This is a genomic window from Chryseobacterium sp. R2ACT005, from assembly GCF_049949215.1.
GTDB lineage: Bacteria > Bacteroidota > Bacteroidia > Flavobacteriales > Weeksellaceae > Chryseobacterium.
In genome coordinates, this window is sequence record NZ_CP188192.1 from 4,136,524 (window position 1) to 4,157,475 (window position 20,952).

Consider the following 20,952-nt stretch of genomic DNA (forward strand, 5'->3'; position numbering starts at 1 on the left):
CGGTCCTTTTTATTTTGAATAGTATTACATATCCCGTTTTACATGTCCTGTTGCTGTAAAGGTATGATTACCGGAATTATCTGTAAAAGTTCCGTTAACTGTAAAATCAATGTAGTCTCCCAAAGCTCCAAAAGCAGTTATATCAACAACCAAATTCCCATTATTTGATGTAATGGATCCCCCCGAAAACTCAAACATATAGTTATTGGTAAAACTTGCAGTAATTCCTGTCATATTGTTTTGAGTCATAAAGAAAGTTGGCCCAATTGGATTTGTTGAGATTATTCTTAATTGTTTGGCTGGCAGATTAGGTGATGTAGAAGTAAGACCTGTCCATTGCGCATTGAACGATCCTGACAAATTAATAATAGACTGATTATCAATTTTATAACTAACAAATTCATTCACAGAATTACAAGCCATGATATTCCCCAAATTCATAGTAGTAGATGTGGCAGTGAAAGTAACTTCATTAGTACTCAGAAAATTAACGTTATCAAATCCTTCATACCTAAACTGTGGATTTGCTGTACATGAATACGTATTGAATATAAAACCTCCGTTATTATCTACCGGGACTGACATATACTGGAAATAATTTGTACTTACTGTTGGTTTCAATTCCACATAACCATCACTCACATTGGCATTGGCACATGTTTTCAGAACTCCCTGAATGGTATAGCTGGTAGATGTAGAAGGGTTTACAACAATATCAGAAATAGTCGTTATAACCCCTGTTGGAAAAGGGCCTACGTTCGATGTATAAATTACATTATTACAGACATCATAAACTTTTAAACTAAGAGTTTCACCTGCCGGAACAATTCCGGAAACCACCCCTACATTATCCGTCATTCCGTAAGTCTCATACGTTTGAGAGCTTCTCTTTAAAGCTACCTTGGTATTAGGTAAAACCTGCCCTGCAGAGTTTTTTACAGTTACTTTCATGGTTGCCTGTTCAAACTGTGCATCATAATTCCACCAGGAAAAATGACTTACTATTCCTACATAAGCATTTCCAATCTTTGTAGCAGAACCTTCTTCTTTCCACATTCCTGTATCTTCATTATAAGACCATAATGGAATTGTGGCCGGTGAACTGGAAGTTTGTGTGGCATCCACAGGAACAGTTATTTCTGCGGTATGTCCGTTTGCAAGCTGAAGGTTTTGTCCCGCAGTTCCTGTCAACTGTACATGCAGCATTCCAAATGTTTCCATTATTCTGGCATTACCTCCTGAATTGGTTGCCAAAAATGATCCAGGCATTAATTCATTAAGATATTGATTGGATGGTGCTAAATGAAAGACCCCAACACTCACATTTCCTGAATAGGCATTTCCGTTTGCATCTTTGAAACTTCCGTCAAATTTTACTTTTGTTCCGTTTGGTAATGAAACTGTAGAGGTAGAACCCGTGGTAATTGTAGATGTCGTTGTTGCGGGAATCATCATGATATTCACCCTATTGATTCCGTTGGTAGGTACCAAAACCCTCGATGCATTTACATAGCCGGATTTTGTCACTTTTATATGGGCAAAATTTTCTTTTACCGAAGCATTTTTAAATGTAAAGAAACCTTTAAGATTGGTTGTAACTGTACTTGTTCCGATTGTAATCGTTGCTCCTGATACCGGAAGCCCGTTCGTATCAAGAACTACACCCTGGAAATTCTTTTGCGCCGTATTCCCAAAATTATAATTGGATGGAGGGTTTGTTGTGTCGTCCTCTATTTCTGAGAAAGTTTCATTTTTACATGAAAACATCAACACAAACAACAATAATAAGAGATAAAATTTTCGCATATGGTATTAATTTTTAGTTTTTACTAAATTAATAATAAAATACAATCATTATTATCTTTTCTGATTTCTCATTAAATTTTTTTTAAAATTTCCATCAATTTCATATTGTCATGTAACAAAAATGAACTTCAAATTGTCTAATTAAGTAATAAAAACATTGAAACTCAAAATTGATATAAAATTTTAGTTACTGATAATCAAATACTTAAATAAAGTTTAAAAACATTTCAAGTACTTTGCATTGCATGATACTAAATTTATTATATATCTTTGTAATGTAAAATAACAAACCATACAAGCTATTAATTAAAAAATAATATCATGAAAACTCAAATTCTTATTGCAGCACTATTTTTCGGTGGACTTGTAACTGCCCAGCAGAAAAAAGACAGTTTGAAAGTAAATGCTATTGATGCAGTGAATATCAAGAAGCAGGTTTTCAAAAAACAAGGAGACCGTTTAGTTTACGATGTAGCTTCTTCATCTATTGCTAAGGGAACCAACACCTTTAATCTTTTAAAACAAACTCCAATGATTTCCAGCATTGATGGAAAAACACTGAAGATTTTGGGAAAAAATGATGCGGTGATCTACATCAACAATAAGAAAACAAATATGGATTCTGAGGCATTGATTGAAATGCTGAAATCTACTCCATCAGAGGATATCCAGAAAATTGAAGTGATTACAGTTCCGGGAAGTGAATTTCAGGTTGAATCCAAAGAAGGCGTAATCAATATTGTAATGAAAAAAAGCAAGAACAACGGTTACAACGGAACGTTGAAAATGCAGAATGAGCAGGCTTATTACAACAACCCAAATGCAGGAGCTTCTTTTAACTTCAGACAAGGAAAGTGGTCCGGTAACTCAAACTTCAGAACGGGAAGCTGGACAGACAGACAAAGATATACGCTCTCTAACGGAGATCCTACATTCAAAAATGAATCATTTGGATTTAATGATGATCCCAATAAAAATTTTGGCGGAGGGTTTAATGTTGATTATGAGATCAATAAAAAGCATAGTCTTGGTTTCTCCTACAACATGAGATATAATAAAAGTTTCAATTCTGTACTGGATATTACCAACTGGCAAAATGGGGTTTTAAATAACAGAACGGTCAATAATGAAGATGCACAAACGAGAAATCATTCTTTCAATTTAAATTATGAAATGAAAACCGATTCTCTGGGAAGCAGACTTACCTCAAACATTTCTTACTTATGGTTCAACAGAGATAAAGTAAGTTTTAATGAAAGTTTTCCTTTAACTAATGATACCATCAACAAATATTCTGCACTTCATCAATCAGTACCTCAGATCATTAACAACTATGCAGCAAATATCGACTACCTGAAAAAAACGGCTAAAGGCGCAACATGGTTAATGGGAATCAGCTACAATCATACGAACACTGATAATGATACCAAACAAGACAAATTAATAGGTAGTGATTTTGTGATAGATCCTAAACAAACCAATCACTTCATTTATAAAGAAAATATTTTAGGTATTTACCTGAACTATGAACGTAAACTGACTGAGAAAATATCCGGAAAAATAGGAGCCCGATATGAAATGACAAGAAGTACCGGAGAAATTCTGGAAAAAACAGGGTTTGAAAGAAATTACAACAATCTTTTACCTTATCTGAATTTAAATTATGCCATCAATTCTGATCACAATCTGAGCTATACTTTCTCAAGCAGAATCCGAAGACCAAGATTCTGGGAACTCAATCCGTCCAGAACGTATTTCACTCCTACAAATTATACACAGAACAATCCATTTGTTCTTGCTTCAAAATTTTATAATCAGGAGCTGAACTATATGTACAAAAATGCATTTTATGCCAATCTTAGCTTTAATATGGTAGAAGATGCATCTGCTTCTGACATGCTTCCGTTACAAGGGACTTTAACAACTCCAGAAAGGGATAAAAATGGAAATATAGTCTATGGTCCAGGCGGAAATATGATCATGCGAACAACTAGATTCCTAAGGTATATAAGAACCAATTACGGTAAAAACAGAGAGCTCGCTCTTACGCTGGGAATGAACAAGTCATGGTTCAAAGATATATGGACAACTAACTATTCTGTTAATTTGGGTTATGTTACCTACAAAGGTGGAGTATGGGAAGATCCAACGTCTCAGCTAGGTCAGTACGAATCCGAGTCACTGGATCCTTATATCATTGATGTAAAAAACTACAATATGTCTGCAACGATCAATAATATTATCAGACTTTCATCTAAAAAAGACTGGTTCTTAGGAGTTAACTACTTCTTTGCAAGCCAGACCGCTATGGAAGGAGGTATGATAGGAGCAAGACAAAGCTTTGATCTTAGTCTGAAAAAAATTGCAGGCGACTGGACCATTGTAGCGGAAGTAAGCGATTTATTTAACCAAAGCTTTTACAGCGTTAAAGGAGTACAGCCAAACGGAAAATATAACAATATAACCAACTTCAACTATCCAAGGCTCATGAGCATCGGGGTAACTTATAATTTCGGAAATCAGAAACTGAAAAAGGCAAGGGAAATGAAATCAGCTAATGATGCTGTAAAATCAAGAACCTAATCTGCACAACTTATATCACAAATCCACTCTTAAATAAAAACAAACATGAAACGTATAATTTTGTCAATGGCTATCGTATTCGGTACTTGTGCATTTGCCCAGGAGAAGAAATCTGATACGGCAAAAACAAAAAATATAGAAGGAGTTACCATTACAAAACAGGTTTTCAAAAAGCAAAGTGACCGTTTTGTATATGATGTGGCAGCATCACCAGTAGCTAAAGGAAATACCACTTTTGACCTTCTGAAACAAACTCCTCTATTGTCTTCCACAGATGATAAAACATTAAAAATCGCAGGGAAAAATAATGCTCTGATCTATATCAACGGAAGAAAAAGCAATATGGACTCTGAGTCGCTGGCTCAGTTCCTGAAAAATACTCCGGCAGAAAACATCCAGAAAATTGAAGTGATTACTGTTCCTGGCAGTGAGTATCAGGTAGAATCATCGGATGGGATCATCAATATCGTTTTAAAGAAAAAAATGAGTGACGGTCTCAACGGAAATATGAGAATGTCTAATACAACCGGTAAATACAACGGAAGCCAGGCCAGTTTCTCTGCCAACTATCGAAAAGGTAAACTGGGAGTGAGCGCCAACCTAAGCGGTGGTGAAAATATAGAGGCACAAACCTACACTTTAAGAAACGGAACTGCTAAAACATCTAACGAATCTACGGGAGATATTGATGATCCGAACAAAAATATCGGAGGTTATCTGAATATTGACTATCAGCTGAACGATAAAAGCAACCTGGCTTTATCATGGAACACATGGGCTAATAAAAGTTATAATTCTACCGTAAATCTTTTCAATACCATTAAGACAGAAAACGGAACAAAATATACATGGTCCAAGAATAAAGAAGATGCAAGATCTTACAACAATTCCGTGAATTTAAATTATGAATTAAAGACCGATTCCTTAGGCAGTAAGCTTAATGTAAATGCGGCTTATCTTAATTACAAAAGATTCCAGTTTACAGACAACAGAACACATATGTCTGATGCGAATATGGGAGTTGGAAAAATGACTACACAGTTATTCCAGGATCTTCCACAGATTATTAATAACTTCTCCGGAATGGTAGATTATAATCAGAAATTTAAAAATGATCTGACTATTTCAATAGGGGGAAATTATAACAAAACCAAAACAGACAACGATTCTAAAAACATTACGTATTCTTTTAATCCCATAGAAGCTCCGGATTCAAGACCAAACCACTTCATCTATGATGAAAATATTTATGGTGCTTATCTGACGATAGAAAAGAAATTATCTGATAAAATTTCCGGAAAAATCGGAGCGAGATATGAAATTACAAACAGCTTGGGAACTTCAGACAATGCTCCTACAGAAGAACTTAAAAGGATTGAAAGAAATTATAACAACCTTCTTCCCTATTTGAGCTTCAACTATGCAATCAATGATAAAAACAATATTTCTTATTCCTTTTCAAGCAGAATGAGAAGACCGAGCTTCTGGGAAATCAATCCGGTAAGAAACATTCTGACAGATGATAATTATACTCAGAACAACCCTTTTGTAAAGGCTTCATCTACTTACAATCAGGAATTAACTTATATGTTTAAAAACTCATACTTCCTGATTTTAAACCATTCTTATATTCAGGATGCCATCACTCAGGTTCCGCTGCAGGGATATCCGGTATCTCCTGATGGTACGGTGGGTCCCAATCCTGTATTGAGATATATAAGAACCAATTTCGGAAATAAACAGGAAATGTCTGCAATGGTAGGGGTTCAGAAATCATTCTTCAAACAATACTGGACCACCAACTTCAATATTGGAGTTCAGCATAATATCAACAATGGAAGCCTTGATATGGATCCTACTACGGGAGATCGATTTAGGAATCAGAAGGGCGAAGATATTGTATACACCAACAAGACTAATTCTACCAGTCTTTTGATCCAGACCAACAACACAATCCGTCTTGATAAAAAGAAAACATGGTTCTTTGGAGTTAATTATTTCTTCGTAGACAAGCAGCAGATCGAACTTGGATTACTGAAAAGTTTAATGAGTTTAGACCTCAGCATCAAGAAAGTGTGGAACGAGTGGACCTTCGCAGTTAATGCCAATGATATTCTTAATACCAATATCGTTAAAATTGAAGACTTCCAGGAGAATGGAAATTATAATTACATCCACCAAAACCGTTACAACAGAAATGTGATGGTAAGCCTTACCTACAATTTCGGAAACCAGAAAGTGAAAAAAGTACGAGACATCGAAGGTGCATCAGATGCTATCAAAAGCAGAACAAGATAAAGAACTATCTTTCTTCATATTCAATTAATTATTCTTACAGTATCCGCTGATTCTTTTCAGCGGATTTTTTATATTTAATTGCTATGAAAAAAGATATACATATTATTTCGGTTTGCTTAATCCTGCTTTTTCTATGGATTGGCTGCAAGGAAAAAAAGATAGAATTGGGTAAAAATGCCAGCTTTGATAAAGAAGAAAATATTCATTATGGGAATAGCGATAAGCAGGTCATGGATCTTTATATTCCAAACAAAAAAACAAATACCAAAAAAGAAGTCTTCATCATTATCCATGGTGGAGGCTGGCGCAGTGGAAATAAGTCACAATTGACTTTCTTCACACTTTCTCTGATGCAGAGATTTCCTGATCATATTTTCGTCAACATGAATTATAGACTGGCTTCAGCAACTCAATTTGGACTTCCGAATCAGGCTGAGGATATTAGAAAAGTGACTGAGTTGCTAAAAAATAAACTGGGTTACCACCCCAACCTGATTTTATTAGGAAACAGTGCCGGCGGGCATTTGTCTATGTTATATGCCTATCAATTCGATATTGACAAAAAAGTAAAAGCTGTAATTAATATTGTTGGTCCTGCAGATCTATCAGATCCGGGTTTCAGAAATTATCAGGAATATTCTTTTGTTGAAAAAAGGCTTGTAGATCCCGCTGTACCGAAAAAGGGCACAACACGAATAGATTTTGCAAGTCCTGTAAAATGGATAAGAGAAAACTCCCCTCCTACCTTATCTTATTATGGAAATTCAGATCATGTCATACCTTCTACTCAGGAAAAAATCTTAGATTCAGTTTTAAATAAAAATCATGTTATCCATGAGTCTTATCCATTCAATGGTGGACATCTGGATTGGGATAAACAGCCTAATGATGAATTTCTTATCAATAAAATTGAAGCTTTTCTTAAAAGACTATCAAAAAAATAACACGTTCTGATACTTCAAAACGTGCTATTCTTTTATCTATTAATGGTATTTATTCAGATTTTGCAACGGCTGTTCTTTCTGAAACCCCATTGGCATTGAAAGCTTCAATCTGGAAATAATAAGCATCAGTTCTGTCTGCTCCTGTAAAGAAATATTCATTCTTTCCGTATACCATAATGCTTCCATACAATTTATCAGGAGACTTCCCGAAATAGATTACATAGCCGTCTGCATCAGGATTCTGCTGCCACTTCATCCAGATACTTCTTCTTTCACCATATTTCTTGGGATCAGCTCTTAAAGGTACAAATCCCTCAACTTTTGAAGGCTGTTTCCCTGCTCCTTTTCCAAATACCCTGAAACCGCTCAGTGCAAATTTCCCTGTAGGCATTTTCAGATTTTCCATTTTAAGGAAACGGGCTTTTGCAGGCTGCTCCAGTTCTACATAATCGTGAGGAACATCTTTTGTATTTTTGCTTTTATCTACAATTACACTCCACTTCTTGCCGTCATTGGATCCATAGATCTTGTACTGGTGCATTTTTCCTAAGGTTTTCCCCATAAACTCTGCATCCTGGTCAGCATAATTGATCTGAATGGCATTGATAGCAGAGACCTCACCAAGATCTGTCTGGAACCATTCTCCAGAATTTCCGGTCTTGGCACTCCAATAGGTTTTGATATCTTCATCTACAGCATTATTCGGCTGATATCCACCTAAAGTAGATGAAACCTGAACCGGTTTATTATAATTCAACAGCATCCATCCGGCAAAAAGACCTTTTGTAAAATCTTTTCCCTGTGCATATTGCGGAAGGTATGTGGGATAATCACCATAAGCTGTATTACAGTACATTACATCATCTTTATCAAAACCTGCCGGCCAAATTCCCAGTCTTCTTTCAAAATTATTTTTAGTGGAGATAAAGATGGTTGAAATGTGCCACCAGTTTTTATAATTGTCTTCAAAAGTAGCTCCGTGACCCGCTCCTCTGGCAAAACCTCCCGGTTTATAGGAAAACGGATTATGCTGTTGGTATTCGAAGCCTTCCAAAGGATTTTTGCTTACGTATACTCCATCAGAATATCCGCTGAATTCTGTTGCCGGAGCACCATACTGCATATAATATTTTCCGTTGTGCTTTGTCATCCATGCTCCTTCCACAAAAGGCTGAAGAAAAACATTATCATTGTATTCCCCGAAACGTTCCCAGCCGTGGTCTTCTGGTTTTAATTTAATAATCGGTTTTACAAAACCTTCAGACTGAAGGTTTTTCACTTTCACTTCTGTTCCCAGCAATGGCCATTCATTACTTGAACCCCAGTACAGATAGAGTTTATTTTTATCTTCATCATAGTGGAATGCCGGATCCCACGCTCCTACTTTTAAGGTATCTACAGCAATTTTCCAATCATCTTTGGTAGGATTTGTACTTTTCCAGATCGGAAAATCCTGCTCCCAGGTAGAACCATAAACGTACAAAGTGTCTTTCATCGCCCAAACTGCCGGAGCATTAAGATCATGAGTGTATTTATTGTCTCTGAGAAATTTCCTTTTTACAAACTTCCAGTCCAGCATATCGTCACTATACCAATATCCTTCCTGATTCGTAGAAAAAAGAAACAGTTTATTCTTAAAATTAACAATCACCGGATCTGCCGTAGCACGGTGTTTTCCCTGTTTAGAAAAAACTTCGAAAGGAGTATAACCATAATCAATATTGATAGGATTACAGAAAGTCTTCTGCTGTGCTCCTGCAATGATTCCGAGAAAAATTGCTAATAACAGAAAATATTGTCTCATTTTTAGATTTTAAAGATTACCGCAAAGTTAGCTAACTTTTTTTGGTTTTCTCCAAATAAAGCCGTCCAGGAGATAATGAGTAAGCTGAGGCACGACTAATAATGGAACCAGAAACTGAAACCATTTCTCCGAGATCATCAAATTCATGGAAAAATGCTCGTTCCAGACCAGCGTTTCCCACAAAAATTCTTCAACAAAGGCAAATCCCAAAAGAACTCCTATAAATAAAAATACTCCGGAAAAAGATTTAAAAATCTGCATTCCATTCAACGTACTATTTTCCTTTTGCTTTATTTCCCGGATATAAATCAATGCGATATAAGGAATCCCGTGGGAAATCACATTCAGAAAAGTAAAAAGAAGATCATTGTTGAAGTACACGATTCCGAAATACCAGGAAAGGAAAGTTCCGGTAATCAATGCAGTTTTGGGGATATTAATTCTTTTGGTTTTAAGAGCTTCAAAAACAGTTTTAGCAATCCAAATAATCAGAATTGTAAAATATATGACTGTGATTAAATGAGTATAATCCGGGAGATTTTTAAGCCAGTCAAACTCATTATTGACAAACCATGTAAAGGCACGTGGTGTCATGAACCAATATAACATGGGATAGATTGTTGCGGAATAAACAGCTACCTCATCTATTTTTTTGCTCCAGTTATTCGGTTCAAAACGCGCATAGATTCTCATAAACCCGTATTGCTGGCGTATAAAATGGAAAACTGCAACCAAAGCCAATACCGACCAGAAGGTCAGATTCCCGAATTGAAACAGAATAACACCCAAAATCCAGCTTATAGCAGGAATTCCGAGATAAAGTAATTTATTTTTCTGGATCTCACCTTTTACAAAATAGGTCTTGAACAAGGTAGAATAGACGTGGGCTACATCCACAAAAACAATCAGAAAGAGCCATGTGTAAAAAGAATACTGATTTTCCAGCCCCTGAATCTGTTGCTGAAAAAGAAAAATAATCAGCAATACCAGGAAAGGTGGTGATAAAATAAACCACCAGTCTGTTTTGGCATTATGTATCCAGGGTTGTTTCATATAGTAATTTTATATCATTTTTTCTGCAGTCCGGATTCCCTGATAAAAGGCTTCTTCAAAAATAGATATTCCTGAAAGATCGGAATGGGCAAAGAAAATTTTATCTTCAATAGGTTCTTTTGCTGTTCTGGTTTCTTCTCCAAAAATCTGGTTGGGAACCGGCGCAATCATCGCATGCCCTATTTTATGAAACTGCATTTCCAGAACAAAGTCTTCTATCAGAGGGTGTGCTTTCTTCAGATCATTTAAAACTAAATCTTTCAGTTCGGCGTCTTTCATGGCATACAATTTTTTTCTTGCTTTTCTGCAGTCCCCGGTTGAAAAACTTTTGTAATGGGTAATTACCTTTTCACCCATAATCTGGTTAAGATTCTGATGCTGATCAAAGATATAACCCAATCCAGAAGATCCATAGATTACATTATCCCAGGCCAGTTCTTCATCTCCTCCGAATTCATTCCTCAGGGTAATTGTTGTTAAAAGCCAGGGGACATAGTTGAAAGAAGCCGCTTTTTGATGATTGAAAATTCTTTCGTTTACAAACTGTGGTGATGCAAACAGCACTTTATCAGCAATGATTTTTTTTGTTTTTTTCTGGGTATTGTCAAAACTCAGGACCTCAACTTTACCATTGAGCGTTACATCAAAGACAAGATTACCGGACATCTGTTTTCCTTCAGTATATTTTGAGAAATGTTTTGCAAGCCTTGCATTGCCTTCCGGCCATGTGAAAACCTGATCTTTATATTGAGTACTCCAGTTATTCTTTCTTCCAGCGAAATAATGAATTCCCGCCCATGCTGAAACATACTCTATCCCTAATCCGAAATCGTCTCTGCAGGAATAATCCAGAAGCCAAAGAAGTTCTTCGGAGTGATAATTATTTTCTTTGAGCCAGTCTTTGAAAATGAGCTTTTCAAGGTTTACAGCCTCATCTTTTCTGCTTGAATCATGTACCGGGATAGCGAACCAATATTTCCCCTGTGCATCTTTCTTTACACGAAACTCATCCATCAGCTTGAAAAAGCGGTTAAGTTCCTGCCGGGTTTCTGTTGAAATTCCTCTTTGGGGAACAATATCATTCTGCCAGGAGTTTTTATAAAACAGTCTTTCCTGTTGTGGAAAAGTCATTTGGTATTCATCAAGAATGGGCTCTCCGTTCTCTTCCGTTCCCAGACAGATTCCACATTCTTTCAGGAACTCGATGATTTCTGTATTCTCTTTGTTTGGTAATGGTAAATAGTGAGCACCTAAAGGAAATTTTGAAAATGAATTCTGTCCGTTGGAAGAGTTTCCACCGAGATGATTTTCCATTTCCAGGAGAAGGTAATCATTTTCGTTATTCAGATTAAAAAACCGGCATGCCGAAAGTCCGGAAATTCCACCACCCACAATAAGATATTTGGTGTGGATAACTTCTGAAAACTGTGGAAAATCTTTTGCCCACAGCCGATGTCCGAGAACATGATTAGTACCCGTAATCCTCAGGAGCAGTGACTTCACCTTCTTTCCGCAATATTGCAAAAAGGGAAGCATAAGGCTACCTAAAAATATAGTTTTAAGAAAATCCTTTCTACTGTACTTTCCCCCACTCTTCATCGAAATAACGAACTAGTATCTGGTTATCCAGACGGTTAACTTCTACTTCTTTCACTTTCATATCTTTACTGAAATAAGACATCTGTGAAAAGTTGTAATCATAAAATTTTAAACCGGGAAGCTTTCTGTAGATTCTGTTGTTGACAGGTTCAAACGAAGCCATAGAAAATCCCCATTCTCCAAAAGACGGAACATAAGTATGATACGCCGCTGTGAAAGGAAAAATCTGATTGATCGTTTTTTCTATACACCAGAATGATTTGGGAGCAAAATATGGAGAAGTGGTCTGAACTACAATTTTAGTGTCCAAAGTCGTCAGTTTCTCCAGTTCTTTATAAAACTGCAGGGAATAGAGTTTCCCTAAGCTGTAATTGGAGGGATCCGGAAAGTCTATGATGATGACATCAAACTTTTTTTTGTTCTCTTTTACCCAAATGTAGGCATCTTTATTGATTACTTCTACTTTAGGATTGGAAAAAGAACTTTGATTCAGCTTTCGCATGGTTTCATTGGTCTTAAAAAACTGTGTCATTTCTCCATCCAGATCTACAAGCGTTATTTTTTTAACGTCATTGTATTTTAATACTTCTCTTGCTGCAAAACCATCACCTCCTCCAAGAATCAGAACGTTATCAATGTTTTTTGCCATAGACATCGCCGGATGCACTAAAGCTTCATGATAACGGTATTCATCGGTGGAAGAAAACTGTAAGTTATTATTTAAATACAGACGGAATTCGTGAGTATTTCTGGTGAGAACAATCCTTTGGTAGGGAGAACTTTTGGTATAAACCACATTTTCACCATATAATTTTTCTTCAGAATAAGACAAAATAGTATCAGAAAAAATAAAAAGTCCTACTAATATAATGAATGCTAAAATTGATTTTACTTTTAATGAAAGCGGCTTTGACAATTCCCTTTTAAGATAATAACACAGGAATATAGCAATCGAAATATTAATGAGTCCGAAAAACAAAGGGGTTTTTACAATTCCCAGTTTCGGAATCAAAACCAATGGAAATAGAATGGATGCCAGCAAAGCTCCGATATAATCGAATGCAAAGACATTTGAAACTAAGTCTTTAAACTGCACCCTGTCTTTCAGAATATTCATCAAAAGCGGAATTTCCACTCCAACGAGGCATCCTGTGAAGAAGACAAAGAGATAGAGAACACTCTCAAAATGTGCCAGTGTATTAAACAAAGTAAAGAGCACCACAGAGCTGATTCCCCCCACGATTCCAACCAGAATCTCAATCTCAATAAATTTATCGATCAGATTTCCTTTGATGAATTTCGCAAAATAGGAACCTACTCCCATTGAAAAGAGATACACCCCGATAATGAAAGAAAACTGCTTTACAGAGTCTCCTAAAAGATAGCTCGCCAGGGCTCCGGCCACCAATTCATAAATCAATCCACATGTAGCAATGACGAATACTGAAAACAATAAAAGCAGCTCAAGAGGAATCCTCTTCTTATCCATGAATTGCGGCGCTTATAATCATTGAAATTCCTATGATAAATGCTCCGAAGACAATAGCCAGTGCTATATTTTTGTTCTGAGCGATCTCATGCCATGTTTTTTCCGGAGTAAGTTTTTCAATAATGAAATAACACACCAGCAAAATAGCGATTCCTAAGAATGAGTAAAGAACCGAGTTGAATATTGGTAATAAATTGATGTTGTCCATAGTTTTATATTTTTATTTGTGATAGTATCTGTAGAATCCTACTCTGGAATGACTTCTTGTGGTTCCATCGCGGTATGTTTCCGTCTTGGCACAGTCGCAGACCTGATTTCCCTGATAAGTAAGATATACGAACCATGTGAGGAAAAAGCTCCCAATCAGGCAGAGTATCCAGTTTTGTCTTATATAGTTTAAAATATTAGTCATCATGATGCAGAATAAGGTGAGTTTGAACTGTTCTTCCATTTATTCACATTAAAGAAATGCTTTCCTATCCACATCGCTACAAACAAAGCGGCCATTATGAATATAATAAATCCGAAGTTCCAGAATGAAACGGGAAGCCAGGTTGCTTTGAGCTGTACATAGGTATTGCTTGAAATGGGATCTGTAGTGAGTTTAGGCGCTTCAGCATTAATCAGGGAGTCCAGCTTTTGAGTCCCGAAAGACGTTTTAGTAAGTCTGGCCACTTCCGAAGTATCTTTTTCCAGTATCTTTCCATCTGTAAAAGATGTGGTTTGCCCGCTCAACAGGTTAGTAATCTCTATAGTTCCTGATTTATCCCGTGATAACGTTACCTTTGAATCCGGAGACATAAGACCGGAAAAGGCAGGTAAAGAGCCATCCTTCTCTGCAGAAATAAGAAAGTGATACTGCCCGGAACTTACTCCACAAAGATTAAAATCTTCGGACTGACTTCCTTCTGACCAGCTTTCCCCATCTTCGTAACCATGATACTGTTCGATATCTTTGGAGGTATAGATAATTTCATTGGTTTTTTCATTCACAAGACTCAGCTGAATATTTGCCCAGGAATTATCAACCCCTGAAAATGCATTTACCTTTAATGGTGCCGAACCTCCTGAAAGGGTAAAACTGCTGCTCACCATTTCTTTATCCCGTACATCTGTAAAGTTGATGGTCTGCGCAAAAACGGTTTCGTTAGTTCTTGATGTATAGACATACAGCTGAAACAGGCATATCAACAATGCTGCTATACAAAAAATGTTTATAGCCTGTTTGATATCAAAGTAATAAGGCTGAACGATTCCTACTCCTGTATAGTAGGGCATATGAGCTATTTTAAAAGCTCTTTTAACATCATATTTTGAAATGTGAACTCCGTAAAAATACCGACTTTTTTTGCTGCTCTTCTCCTGAGAGATCATACGTGTTCCGTTGACATATTCTTTGTAAGTGGCAATACTGAAATCCAGATGTTCATCAAAAAAACCGGCTGCAGCCTCAATACTGCATGGCGTATTTTCGTACCAGCGATACGTTCGTCCGGCATAGGTTGGTAATTTCGAATTTTTACTTTTAAAATCGTCAGGGTGCATTGAGATTATAAAAACCCAATGCCCATCACTCTCACTCAGGAAAGCATCATTTCCTTTGCTGTCTTTTAGATAATATTCGCGCCAGAAAATATTGTTGCCATATCTTTTGACCACAATTGCTACGACGGTATATTCTACACCTTCAATTTTTCCTTTCTGTCCGACGTCTAAAACAACGTTTTCCGTCGGTACCTTCAAATGTTTGATATTCTTATTTCCGGCTACATCAATGAGATGAGAACAGGTTTGACAAACATATTCTTCAACAGGAAAGGTGAGATCTAATTTATTTTCTGATTCGCATGCTGGGCAGACATAGTGCATTGTTATCTGTAAATTTTGTGTTTTTGAATGGTATTAGCTTTAAAATACTGAACCACTTCATCTGCAATCTGCTCTACTTTTGTGGTATTGTCCTGTGTATAATTACAAAGGAAAACATCGAAAGTAAGCTGTTTAAATTCCGGCCACGTGTGGATACAAAGGTGAGACTCTTTAAGGATCACTGCAGAAGTAAAACTATCATTCTCAAAAATATGATTGGTTACTCCTACAATTTCTACCTCTTTGGTTTTCAGAATCTCTTCTGTAAATGTGAGAAAACCTTTGCTGTCTAATAACAAATCTTCTGACTCTGTTTCCAAAGTCAGAAGAATATGTAAACCTTTACTTGATAATGGGTTCAATTAATTTTTTCGTAAATATATTATTTTTTTGGAAGAAAAACCTCAGCAAGCATACATCTTGCGCTTCCTCCTCCATTTACTTCAATGGTATTCAGGTCAGAATAGATAATTTCGCAGTATTTTTCAATAGCGGCTACCTGATCTGCAGCTAAAGATTGATAAGCAGTCTGGCTCATCACCAGAAATTTCTCACCATTTTTGTTCTGAACCTGAAGCATATTTCCTGCAAATTGCTGCATCTGCTCTTCTGAAATTTCGATGATTTCTTTTCCGGAACCTTTAATAGTTTCAACTACTTTTTCTCTTTCCAGCTCATCATCAATACAGTCCAGGCAGATTACGACAAACTTATCTGCCACACACATCATTACATTAGTGTGATAGATAGGAAGTCTCTCTGTTCCTACCGTCTGGAATGAATGGAAAACAACCGGAGTGAATCCGAATTTTGCACAGAATTCTCTGAACAGTTTTTCATCCAGCCTCAAAGAAACGGAACCGTAAGCAATTTTATTATCGTGATCGAAAATCATACTTCCCGTTCCTTCCAGGAAATGCCCCTGAGTTTCAGGAAAAGACCAGTCATCAATTTCAGCAACTTCAAAGCCCTGATCTTTGATGCTTTCAATAATATCTTCTCTTCTTTCTACTCTTCTGTTGGAAGCGAACATCGGATATAAAACCACTTTCCCGTCTTTATGGAAACTCACCCAGTTATTCGGGAAAATAGAATCCGGAGTATGTGGATCCAATGTATCTTTTATGGTGATCACATTGATTCCTTTTCCTCTCAGCTTTCCGACAAAGGTGTTGAACTCTGCCAAAGCTTTCGACTGGATATCAGAACCTGTCTGCTCTACCTGAAAGTAATTGTTTTTCGCTGTCTCAGCGTTGTAACCGAATGCAATCGGTTCTATCATTAATACTGTATCTGTTGTCTGCATTTTTTATAAGTTTGAGGGTGTTAGTGTATGAGAGTTTGAGAGTCTTACAACGGTTCACAAGTCCTTTTCTTCTCTATTCATCGGAGAAAATGAACACCATTTTTCTGACTGGTTCATCATACTAATTAACATTCCTATTATTTGGTTATAGTGGTTGTGCAAATTGTTATATTGCACTTCATTCATATAATTGCAGGCAAAAGCAAATTGAAGCCATGTTTAGGTTTCTCTTGCTTCTCCCTCCGAATCTGTAAGCTTAGCGATGAAGGATTTTTCATATTTCCTTTTCCCCCAGGCTTCACTAATATTTGCCGTTACAGATCGTGATGATCTCCTTATCTGGTCTGTAAGAGAATAAAGTTCTTCTTTTGGAAAAGATTTTGAGAGCTCATAAATCAGTTGTGCGTTTTCAAATGATTTTTGATAAACTTTTAAGTCCTGATGAAATCTAATCGTTGACATATATTAGTATTTATTTGAAATAAGAAAAACATTATCACCCATCAACGCTCCAGCTCTCAAACCCTAAAACTCTCCTACCTGATTATTCTCTCACAAGCGGCATTGTGGAGCATCTCAACAAACCACCCATTTTAGAGATTTCTCTGTAAGGAATTTCTTCAACGGTCATCCTCCACACGTTTCTCAAATGGTCATTCATTCTGGTGAATGCTTTGTCTGAAACTACTATATCAGGAGCAATAGAGAAAATATTCGGGAACATTTCAAACATTTCTTCATCATTGATATGGAAGCAGTTTTCTTCTCCGAAAATGTCGATAATCAAGCGGTAGTCGCTTTCGTCCACGAATCCGTTTTTATAAATGATACATTTGTCTTCTCCTACCGGATTAAATGTACAATCCAGATGCAGAATTCCTTCAAACGGAACTTTATCATTTTTCTTCAGCTCCAGGTCGATGATTCTTTTCTTTGGAAAATATTCTTTTAAGATTTCAATGGCATACTCATTTGTTCTTGCCGTCTTATAGTTTCTGTAATCTTCGCTGAAGCAGGTTCCGATAAAAATAAAATCATTCCATACGATAACATCTCCTCCTTCAATATGTGCTGTTTCCGGAAGGTTGATAATCTTTCTCCATGCTACTTTCTCAAAAACGCTTTTGTATGCTTCCTGCTCGTCTGCTCTGTCTGCAATCACATTGGAAATGATCATCTTGTCATCAATCACAAAGGCTACATCTCTTGAGAAGACCTGGTTGTAATCTTTGATGATACTTGGACGCAGTACTTCAACGTCATACTTTTTTAAAACCGCTTCAAAAGCGTTCATTTCATTGATAATATCCTCTTCTTTAGGATAAATATTGTGTTCGATTGAGTAATATGACTTTGCGTCATAACTTTCTTCTAGTGTAGGAACTGCCCCCAGTGAATTAGGCTGGCCTAGAACTACTGACTTCAGCCTACCCGTTTCGTTTTTAATGTTTAGTCTCATAAAGATTTATGCAATACTACAAATATAAGTAAAGGTCTCTACCTATAAAACTTTTGGATTATTTTATGTATTAAATTTGATCTCCAAAATCAACACCCTTCAACAAAATTACCTTGTCTGCACAGCCAACTGTAGTGAATAGCTCCAAAAACATCTACAACTTACTATTTTCCATCTACATAAGAACAAAAAAACAGATAATTCTATTATTTAATTTCCTATATTAGTGATATAATTTTCGCGAAATTATATCTCATAAAACTTAACTATTAACACCAAAAATCAAAGTTATGAACAAGAACAATCCGGTGCTGAAAAACGCACAAAAATTAGGAAGAGAACAACAGAAATCCGTAATGGGAGGTGCGCCAATCTCAACAGGCAGAAGATGCTGTGAGTGGGATGATACAGGAAAATGTTATATCTGGACTTGTGACAGATGCCAATGTCCATAATAAAAACGAAAGCCTGCTTTTTCAAGCAGGCTTTCTTATCTCGCTCTGTTTTCTTCTTCTGTTCTCTGGGTTTCTTTTACCTGATATTTTGAACTTCCCATAGTATAACTGAGTGAAAATACCAATCTGCTGCTATCCCACCAATGGGTAAAACGATTATCCATGATCTGTTTATGACGAAATTCTAATCGTTGGTCATAAGAATCAAGGAGATTATTAAACCCGATTTTAGTGTTCAGTTTATTATCAAACCATGACTTTTGAACCGATACATCTATGGTATACCTTGGTTTGATAATGTAAAGACTGTTCCCCGTTTTAGATTCATAATTAGCAAATACATTCACAGTAAATCCTTTTGGAAGGGAAAATACCTGATTGAGCCTCACTTCATAATTGTAGATTTTCAATGCAAAGACCTCATCCAGATAAGGTCTGAATTCATCATTATAATATCCTGTGATCTGACTGGTAACATTCCACCATTTTGTGATTCTGACTGGAAAGCTGGTTTCCAGGACAGCAAAGTTCCGGTAAGGAAGATTTGTTCCCAGATATTCTAATACATTCGTTTCCGGATTGTACAGGGGATAACGTGTCATCACATCTTTTTCTTTTCCAACGGTAAAGCTTGTGATCCAGTTTTTATAACGGTAGGTTGCTTTGATCTGGCTTGTAAAAGAAGGAAGCAGATAAGGGTTTCCTATCCAGTAATTTAGCGGACTAAAATAAAACCGGAACGGATTGAGCTGAGAGAAGACCGGTCTTGTTATTTTCCTGCTGTAAGAAAGGGAAAGTTCGCTGGACTTGTTAAAAGTATAATTTGCACTTAATGATGGCAGCCATTTCAGATAGTTTCTTGCAACAACGGAATCCACAGTAACTGCATTGGAAATACTGTTTGTATTTTCAAATCTCAGGCCTGCATTGATCTGTAAGCTTCCTATTTTCTGTCTGTATGCCAGATAACCTGCCCATATTTTTTCTTTATATAAAAACACATTACTTCTTGCAGGATCAAAGACAAAATGGTTTCCGGCAGACAGTGTATCATACCTGATATTGTTTTGGGTGTCTGAATTGATATATTTAACTCCCGCTTCAACATCTGCATGATCAATTTTCTGCGAAACATCTATCTGGGCAGTATAGATAGTAATTTTATTAATCAAGTCAGACTTCCAGTAAGACAGAAGATTTGCTGTGGTCTGATCTCTATTGATAAAATCATCATTCTGTTTATTTTTAACTGAAAGATAGTTTCCTAAAAAACCGAATTTAAAACCTCTATTTTGAAAAGAATAATCGGTGGTAATTCCATAATTATTTTGTGAATAACGGGTAGGACTTTCACTGGCGGTATTCAATATTGTCTGGGTTTCATTTTTATCGGTAGTAAAAAGTGATCCGTTTCGTGAACGGTCATTATTCCTGAAATTACCTCTCAGATTGATCCCCAGTCTGTTTTTATCATTCAGTCTGAAATCAACTCCCGTCTGAATATTGTACATCTTTCCAAAATCTTCCTGATAGGTATGGGTGCTCATCATATTTGTATTTGCCAGCCGCTGCAAAGCCTGATAACGATAGGTTGAAATACCTTCATTATAACCTGCCTGAAGACTGTATGTCACTTTCCCCGTATGATAAGATGTATTGAATGCATTCTCCCTGTAGTTGAATTTATTAATATACACATTACCATTATAGCTTGCTTTCCAGCCGAGTCCGGTATTCTTTTTTAATTTAATATCAATAATCCCTTTAAATTCGGCATCATATTTTGAAGACGGATTGGTATTCACTTCTACAGATTCTACCATATCCGGGGATAAAGACCGCAAATAAGCCTGCAGTTCCTGATTACTCATCACAACAGGTTTTCCATCAATAAGAACAGCCGGAGCAATTCTTCCGCCAATAAAAATTCCGTCTTCCTGATCCACTGTTACACCAGGTGTTTTTCTTAAAACATCAAGAAGATGTATAGACGTTTTAAAGTCTCTGTTTCCGGCAACAGAAACAACGAGGTTTCCATCACTCAATTTCATCTTTCGTGGAGCGGATTGAAGAATGATTTCTGAAATAGTCGTGGTGGAAGATTTTGCCTGAGCCAGAGAGTCCGGAACTTTTCTTTTTACAATTTCCTGTGCTTTTCCAAAAATCGAGAAAAATAGCATGAATAACAAGAGCCACAATTTGATTATCATAGATTTTAAATTTTATGAAATCAAAAGTATCAGCTTGTTGTAAAAAAGCGGTTTTGAAATTGAAATTCCGCAGTACT

Annotated in this window: 17 protein-coding genes; 4 read left to right on the forward strand and 13 right to left on the reverse strand. The window is 36.5% G+C overall.

Features of this window, described 5'->3' with window-relative positions:
- Window positions 1-24: 24 nt before the first annotated feature.
- Window positions 25-1,806, reverse strand: coding sequence for a carboxypeptidase-like regulatory domain-containing protein (locus tag ACPF63_RS18985; RefSeq protein ID WP_426480938.1), 1,782 nt, complete (start codon window positions 1,804-1,806; stop codon window positions 25-27).
- Between the two features lie 321 nt (window positions 1,807-2,127).
- On the opposite strand from ACPF63_RS18985, the gene ACPF63_RS18990 reads away from it, so the two are divergent.
- The 3 genes from ACPF63_RS18990 to ACPF63_RS19000 all read left to right on the forward strand — a co-directional run bounded on the left by ACPF63_RS18990 (window position 2,128) and on the right by ACPF63_RS19000 (window position 7,631).
- Complete coding sequence (locus tag ACPF63_RS18990) at window positions 2,128-4,389, forward strand: TonB-dependent receptor domain-containing protein (protein WP_426480939.1); 2,262 nt, start codon at window positions 2,128-2,130, stop codon at window positions 4,387-4,389.
- Between the two features lie 45 nt (window positions 4,390-4,434).
- A complete protein-coding gene (locus ACPF63_RS18995) occupies window positions 4,435-6,687 on the forward strand; it encodes a TonB-dependent receptor domain-containing protein (RefSeq protein ID WP_426480940.1) in 2,253 nt (750 codons plus the stop codon).
- Window positions 6,688-6,770: 83 nt separating this feature from the next.
- A complete protein-coding gene (locus ACPF63_RS19000) occupies window positions 6,771-7,631 on the forward strand; it encodes an alpha/beta hydrolase fold domain-containing protein (protein WP_426480941.1) in 861 nt (286 codons plus the stop codon).
- 49 nt (window positions 7,632-7,680) lie between these two features.
- On the opposite strand, the gene ACPF63_RS19005 is transcribed toward ACPF63_RS19000, so the two are convergent.
- From ACPF63_RS19005 to ACPF63_RS19055, 11 genes are all read right to left on the reverse strand, one after another.
- Window positions 7,681-9,435, reverse strand: coding sequence for a discoidin domain-containing protein (locus ACPF63_RS19005; protein ID WP_219072121.1), 1,755 nt, complete (start codon window positions 9,433-9,435; stop codon window positions 7,681-7,683).
- Between the two features lie 27 nt (window positions 9,436-9,462).
- Window positions 9,463-10,488, reverse strand: a complete 1,026-nt coding sequence (locus ACPF63_RS19010; protein WP_426480942.1) for a hypothetical protein — start codon at window positions 10,486-10,488, stop codon at window positions 9,463-9,465.
- A 9-nt stretch (window positions 10,489-10,497) separates the two neighbouring features.
- On the reverse strand, window positions 10,498-11,991 hold the full coding sequence (locus tag ACPF63_RS19015) for an NAD(P)-binding protein (RefSeq protein WP_426480943.1): 1,494 nt from the start codon (window positions 11,989-11,991) through the stop codon (window positions 10,498-10,500).
- Between the two features lie 70 nt (window positions 11,992-12,061).
- Entirely contained in the window at window positions 12,062-13,576 is a 1,515-nt protein-coding gene (locus ACPF63_RS19020; RefSeq protein ID WP_426480944.1) for a polyamine aminopropyltransferase, read from the reverse strand.
- Window positions 13,569-13,784, reverse strand: a complete 216-nt coding sequence (locus ACPF63_RS19025; protein WP_077413617.1) for a DUF350 domain-containing protein — start codon at window positions 13,782-13,784, stop codon at window positions 13,569-13,571. The genes ACPF63_RS19020 and ACPF63_RS19025 overlap by 8 nt, the downstream gene beginning before the upstream one ends.
- A 12-nt stretch (window positions 13,785-13,796) precedes the next feature.
- The gene (locus ACPF63_RS19030; protein WP_232539049.1) at window positions 13,797-14,027 is read right to left on the reverse strand and encodes a hypothetical protein; all 231 of its coding nucleotides are present in this window, start codon (window positions 14,025-14,027) and stop codon (window positions 13,797-13,799) included.
- A complete protein-coding gene (locus ACPF63_RS19035; protein WP_426480945.1) occupies window positions 13,988-15,445 on the reverse strand; it encodes a DUF4178 domain-containing protein in 1,458 nt (485 codons plus the stop codon). The genes ACPF63_RS19030 and ACPF63_RS19035 overlap by 40 nt, the downstream gene beginning before the upstream one ends.
- A gap of 2 nt (window positions 15,446-15,447) precedes the next feature.
- Window positions 15,448-15,807 (reverse strand): S-adenosylmethionine decarboxylase family protein, encoded by a 360-nt coding sequence (locus tag ACPF63_RS19040; protein WP_121486271.1) that lies wholly within the window; start codon window positions 15,805-15,807, stop codon window positions 15,448-15,450.
- A gap of 20 nt (window positions 15,808-15,827) precedes the next feature.
- Window positions 15,828-16,751: a citrulline utilization hydrolase CtlX gene (gene ctlX / locus ACPF63_RS19045; RefSeq protein ID WP_077413614.1), complete on the reverse strand. Its 924-nt coding sequence runs from the start codon at window positions 16,749-16,751 to the stop codon at window positions 15,828-15,830.
- A 219-nt stretch (window positions 16,752-16,970) separates the two neighbouring features.
- Complete coding sequence (locus tag ACPF63_RS19050) at window positions 16,971-17,213, reverse strand: four helix bundle protein (RefSeq protein WP_426480946.1); 243 nt, start codon at window positions 17,211-17,213, stop codon at window positions 16,971-16,973.
- A gap of 82 nt (window positions 17,214-17,295) precedes the next feature.
- Window positions 17,296-18,210, reverse strand: coding sequence for a dimethylarginine dimethylaminohydrolase family protein (locus ACPF63_RS19055; RefSeq protein ID WP_426480947.1), 915 nt, complete (start codon window positions 18,208-18,210; stop codon window positions 17,296-17,298).
- A gap of 290 nt (window positions 18,211-18,500) precedes the next feature.
- On the opposite strand from ACPF63_RS19055, the gene ACPF63_RS19060 reads away from it, so the two are divergent.
- Complete coding sequence (locus tag ACPF63_RS19060; protein WP_156118387.1) at window positions 18,501-18,665, forward strand: hypothetical protein; 165 nt, start codon at window positions 18,501-18,503, stop codon at window positions 18,663-18,665.
- A gap of 35 nt (window positions 18,666-18,700) precedes the next feature.
- Here ACPF63_RS19060 and ACPF63_RS19065 read toward each other — a convergent pair whose 3' ends face one another.
- Window positions 18,701-20,875: a TonB-dependent receptor domain-containing protein gene (locus ACPF63_RS19065; protein WP_426480948.1), complete on the reverse strand. Its 2,175-nt coding sequence runs from the start codon at window positions 20,873-20,875 to the stop codon at window positions 18,701-18,703.
- Window positions 20,876-20,952 lie beyond the last annotated feature (77 nt).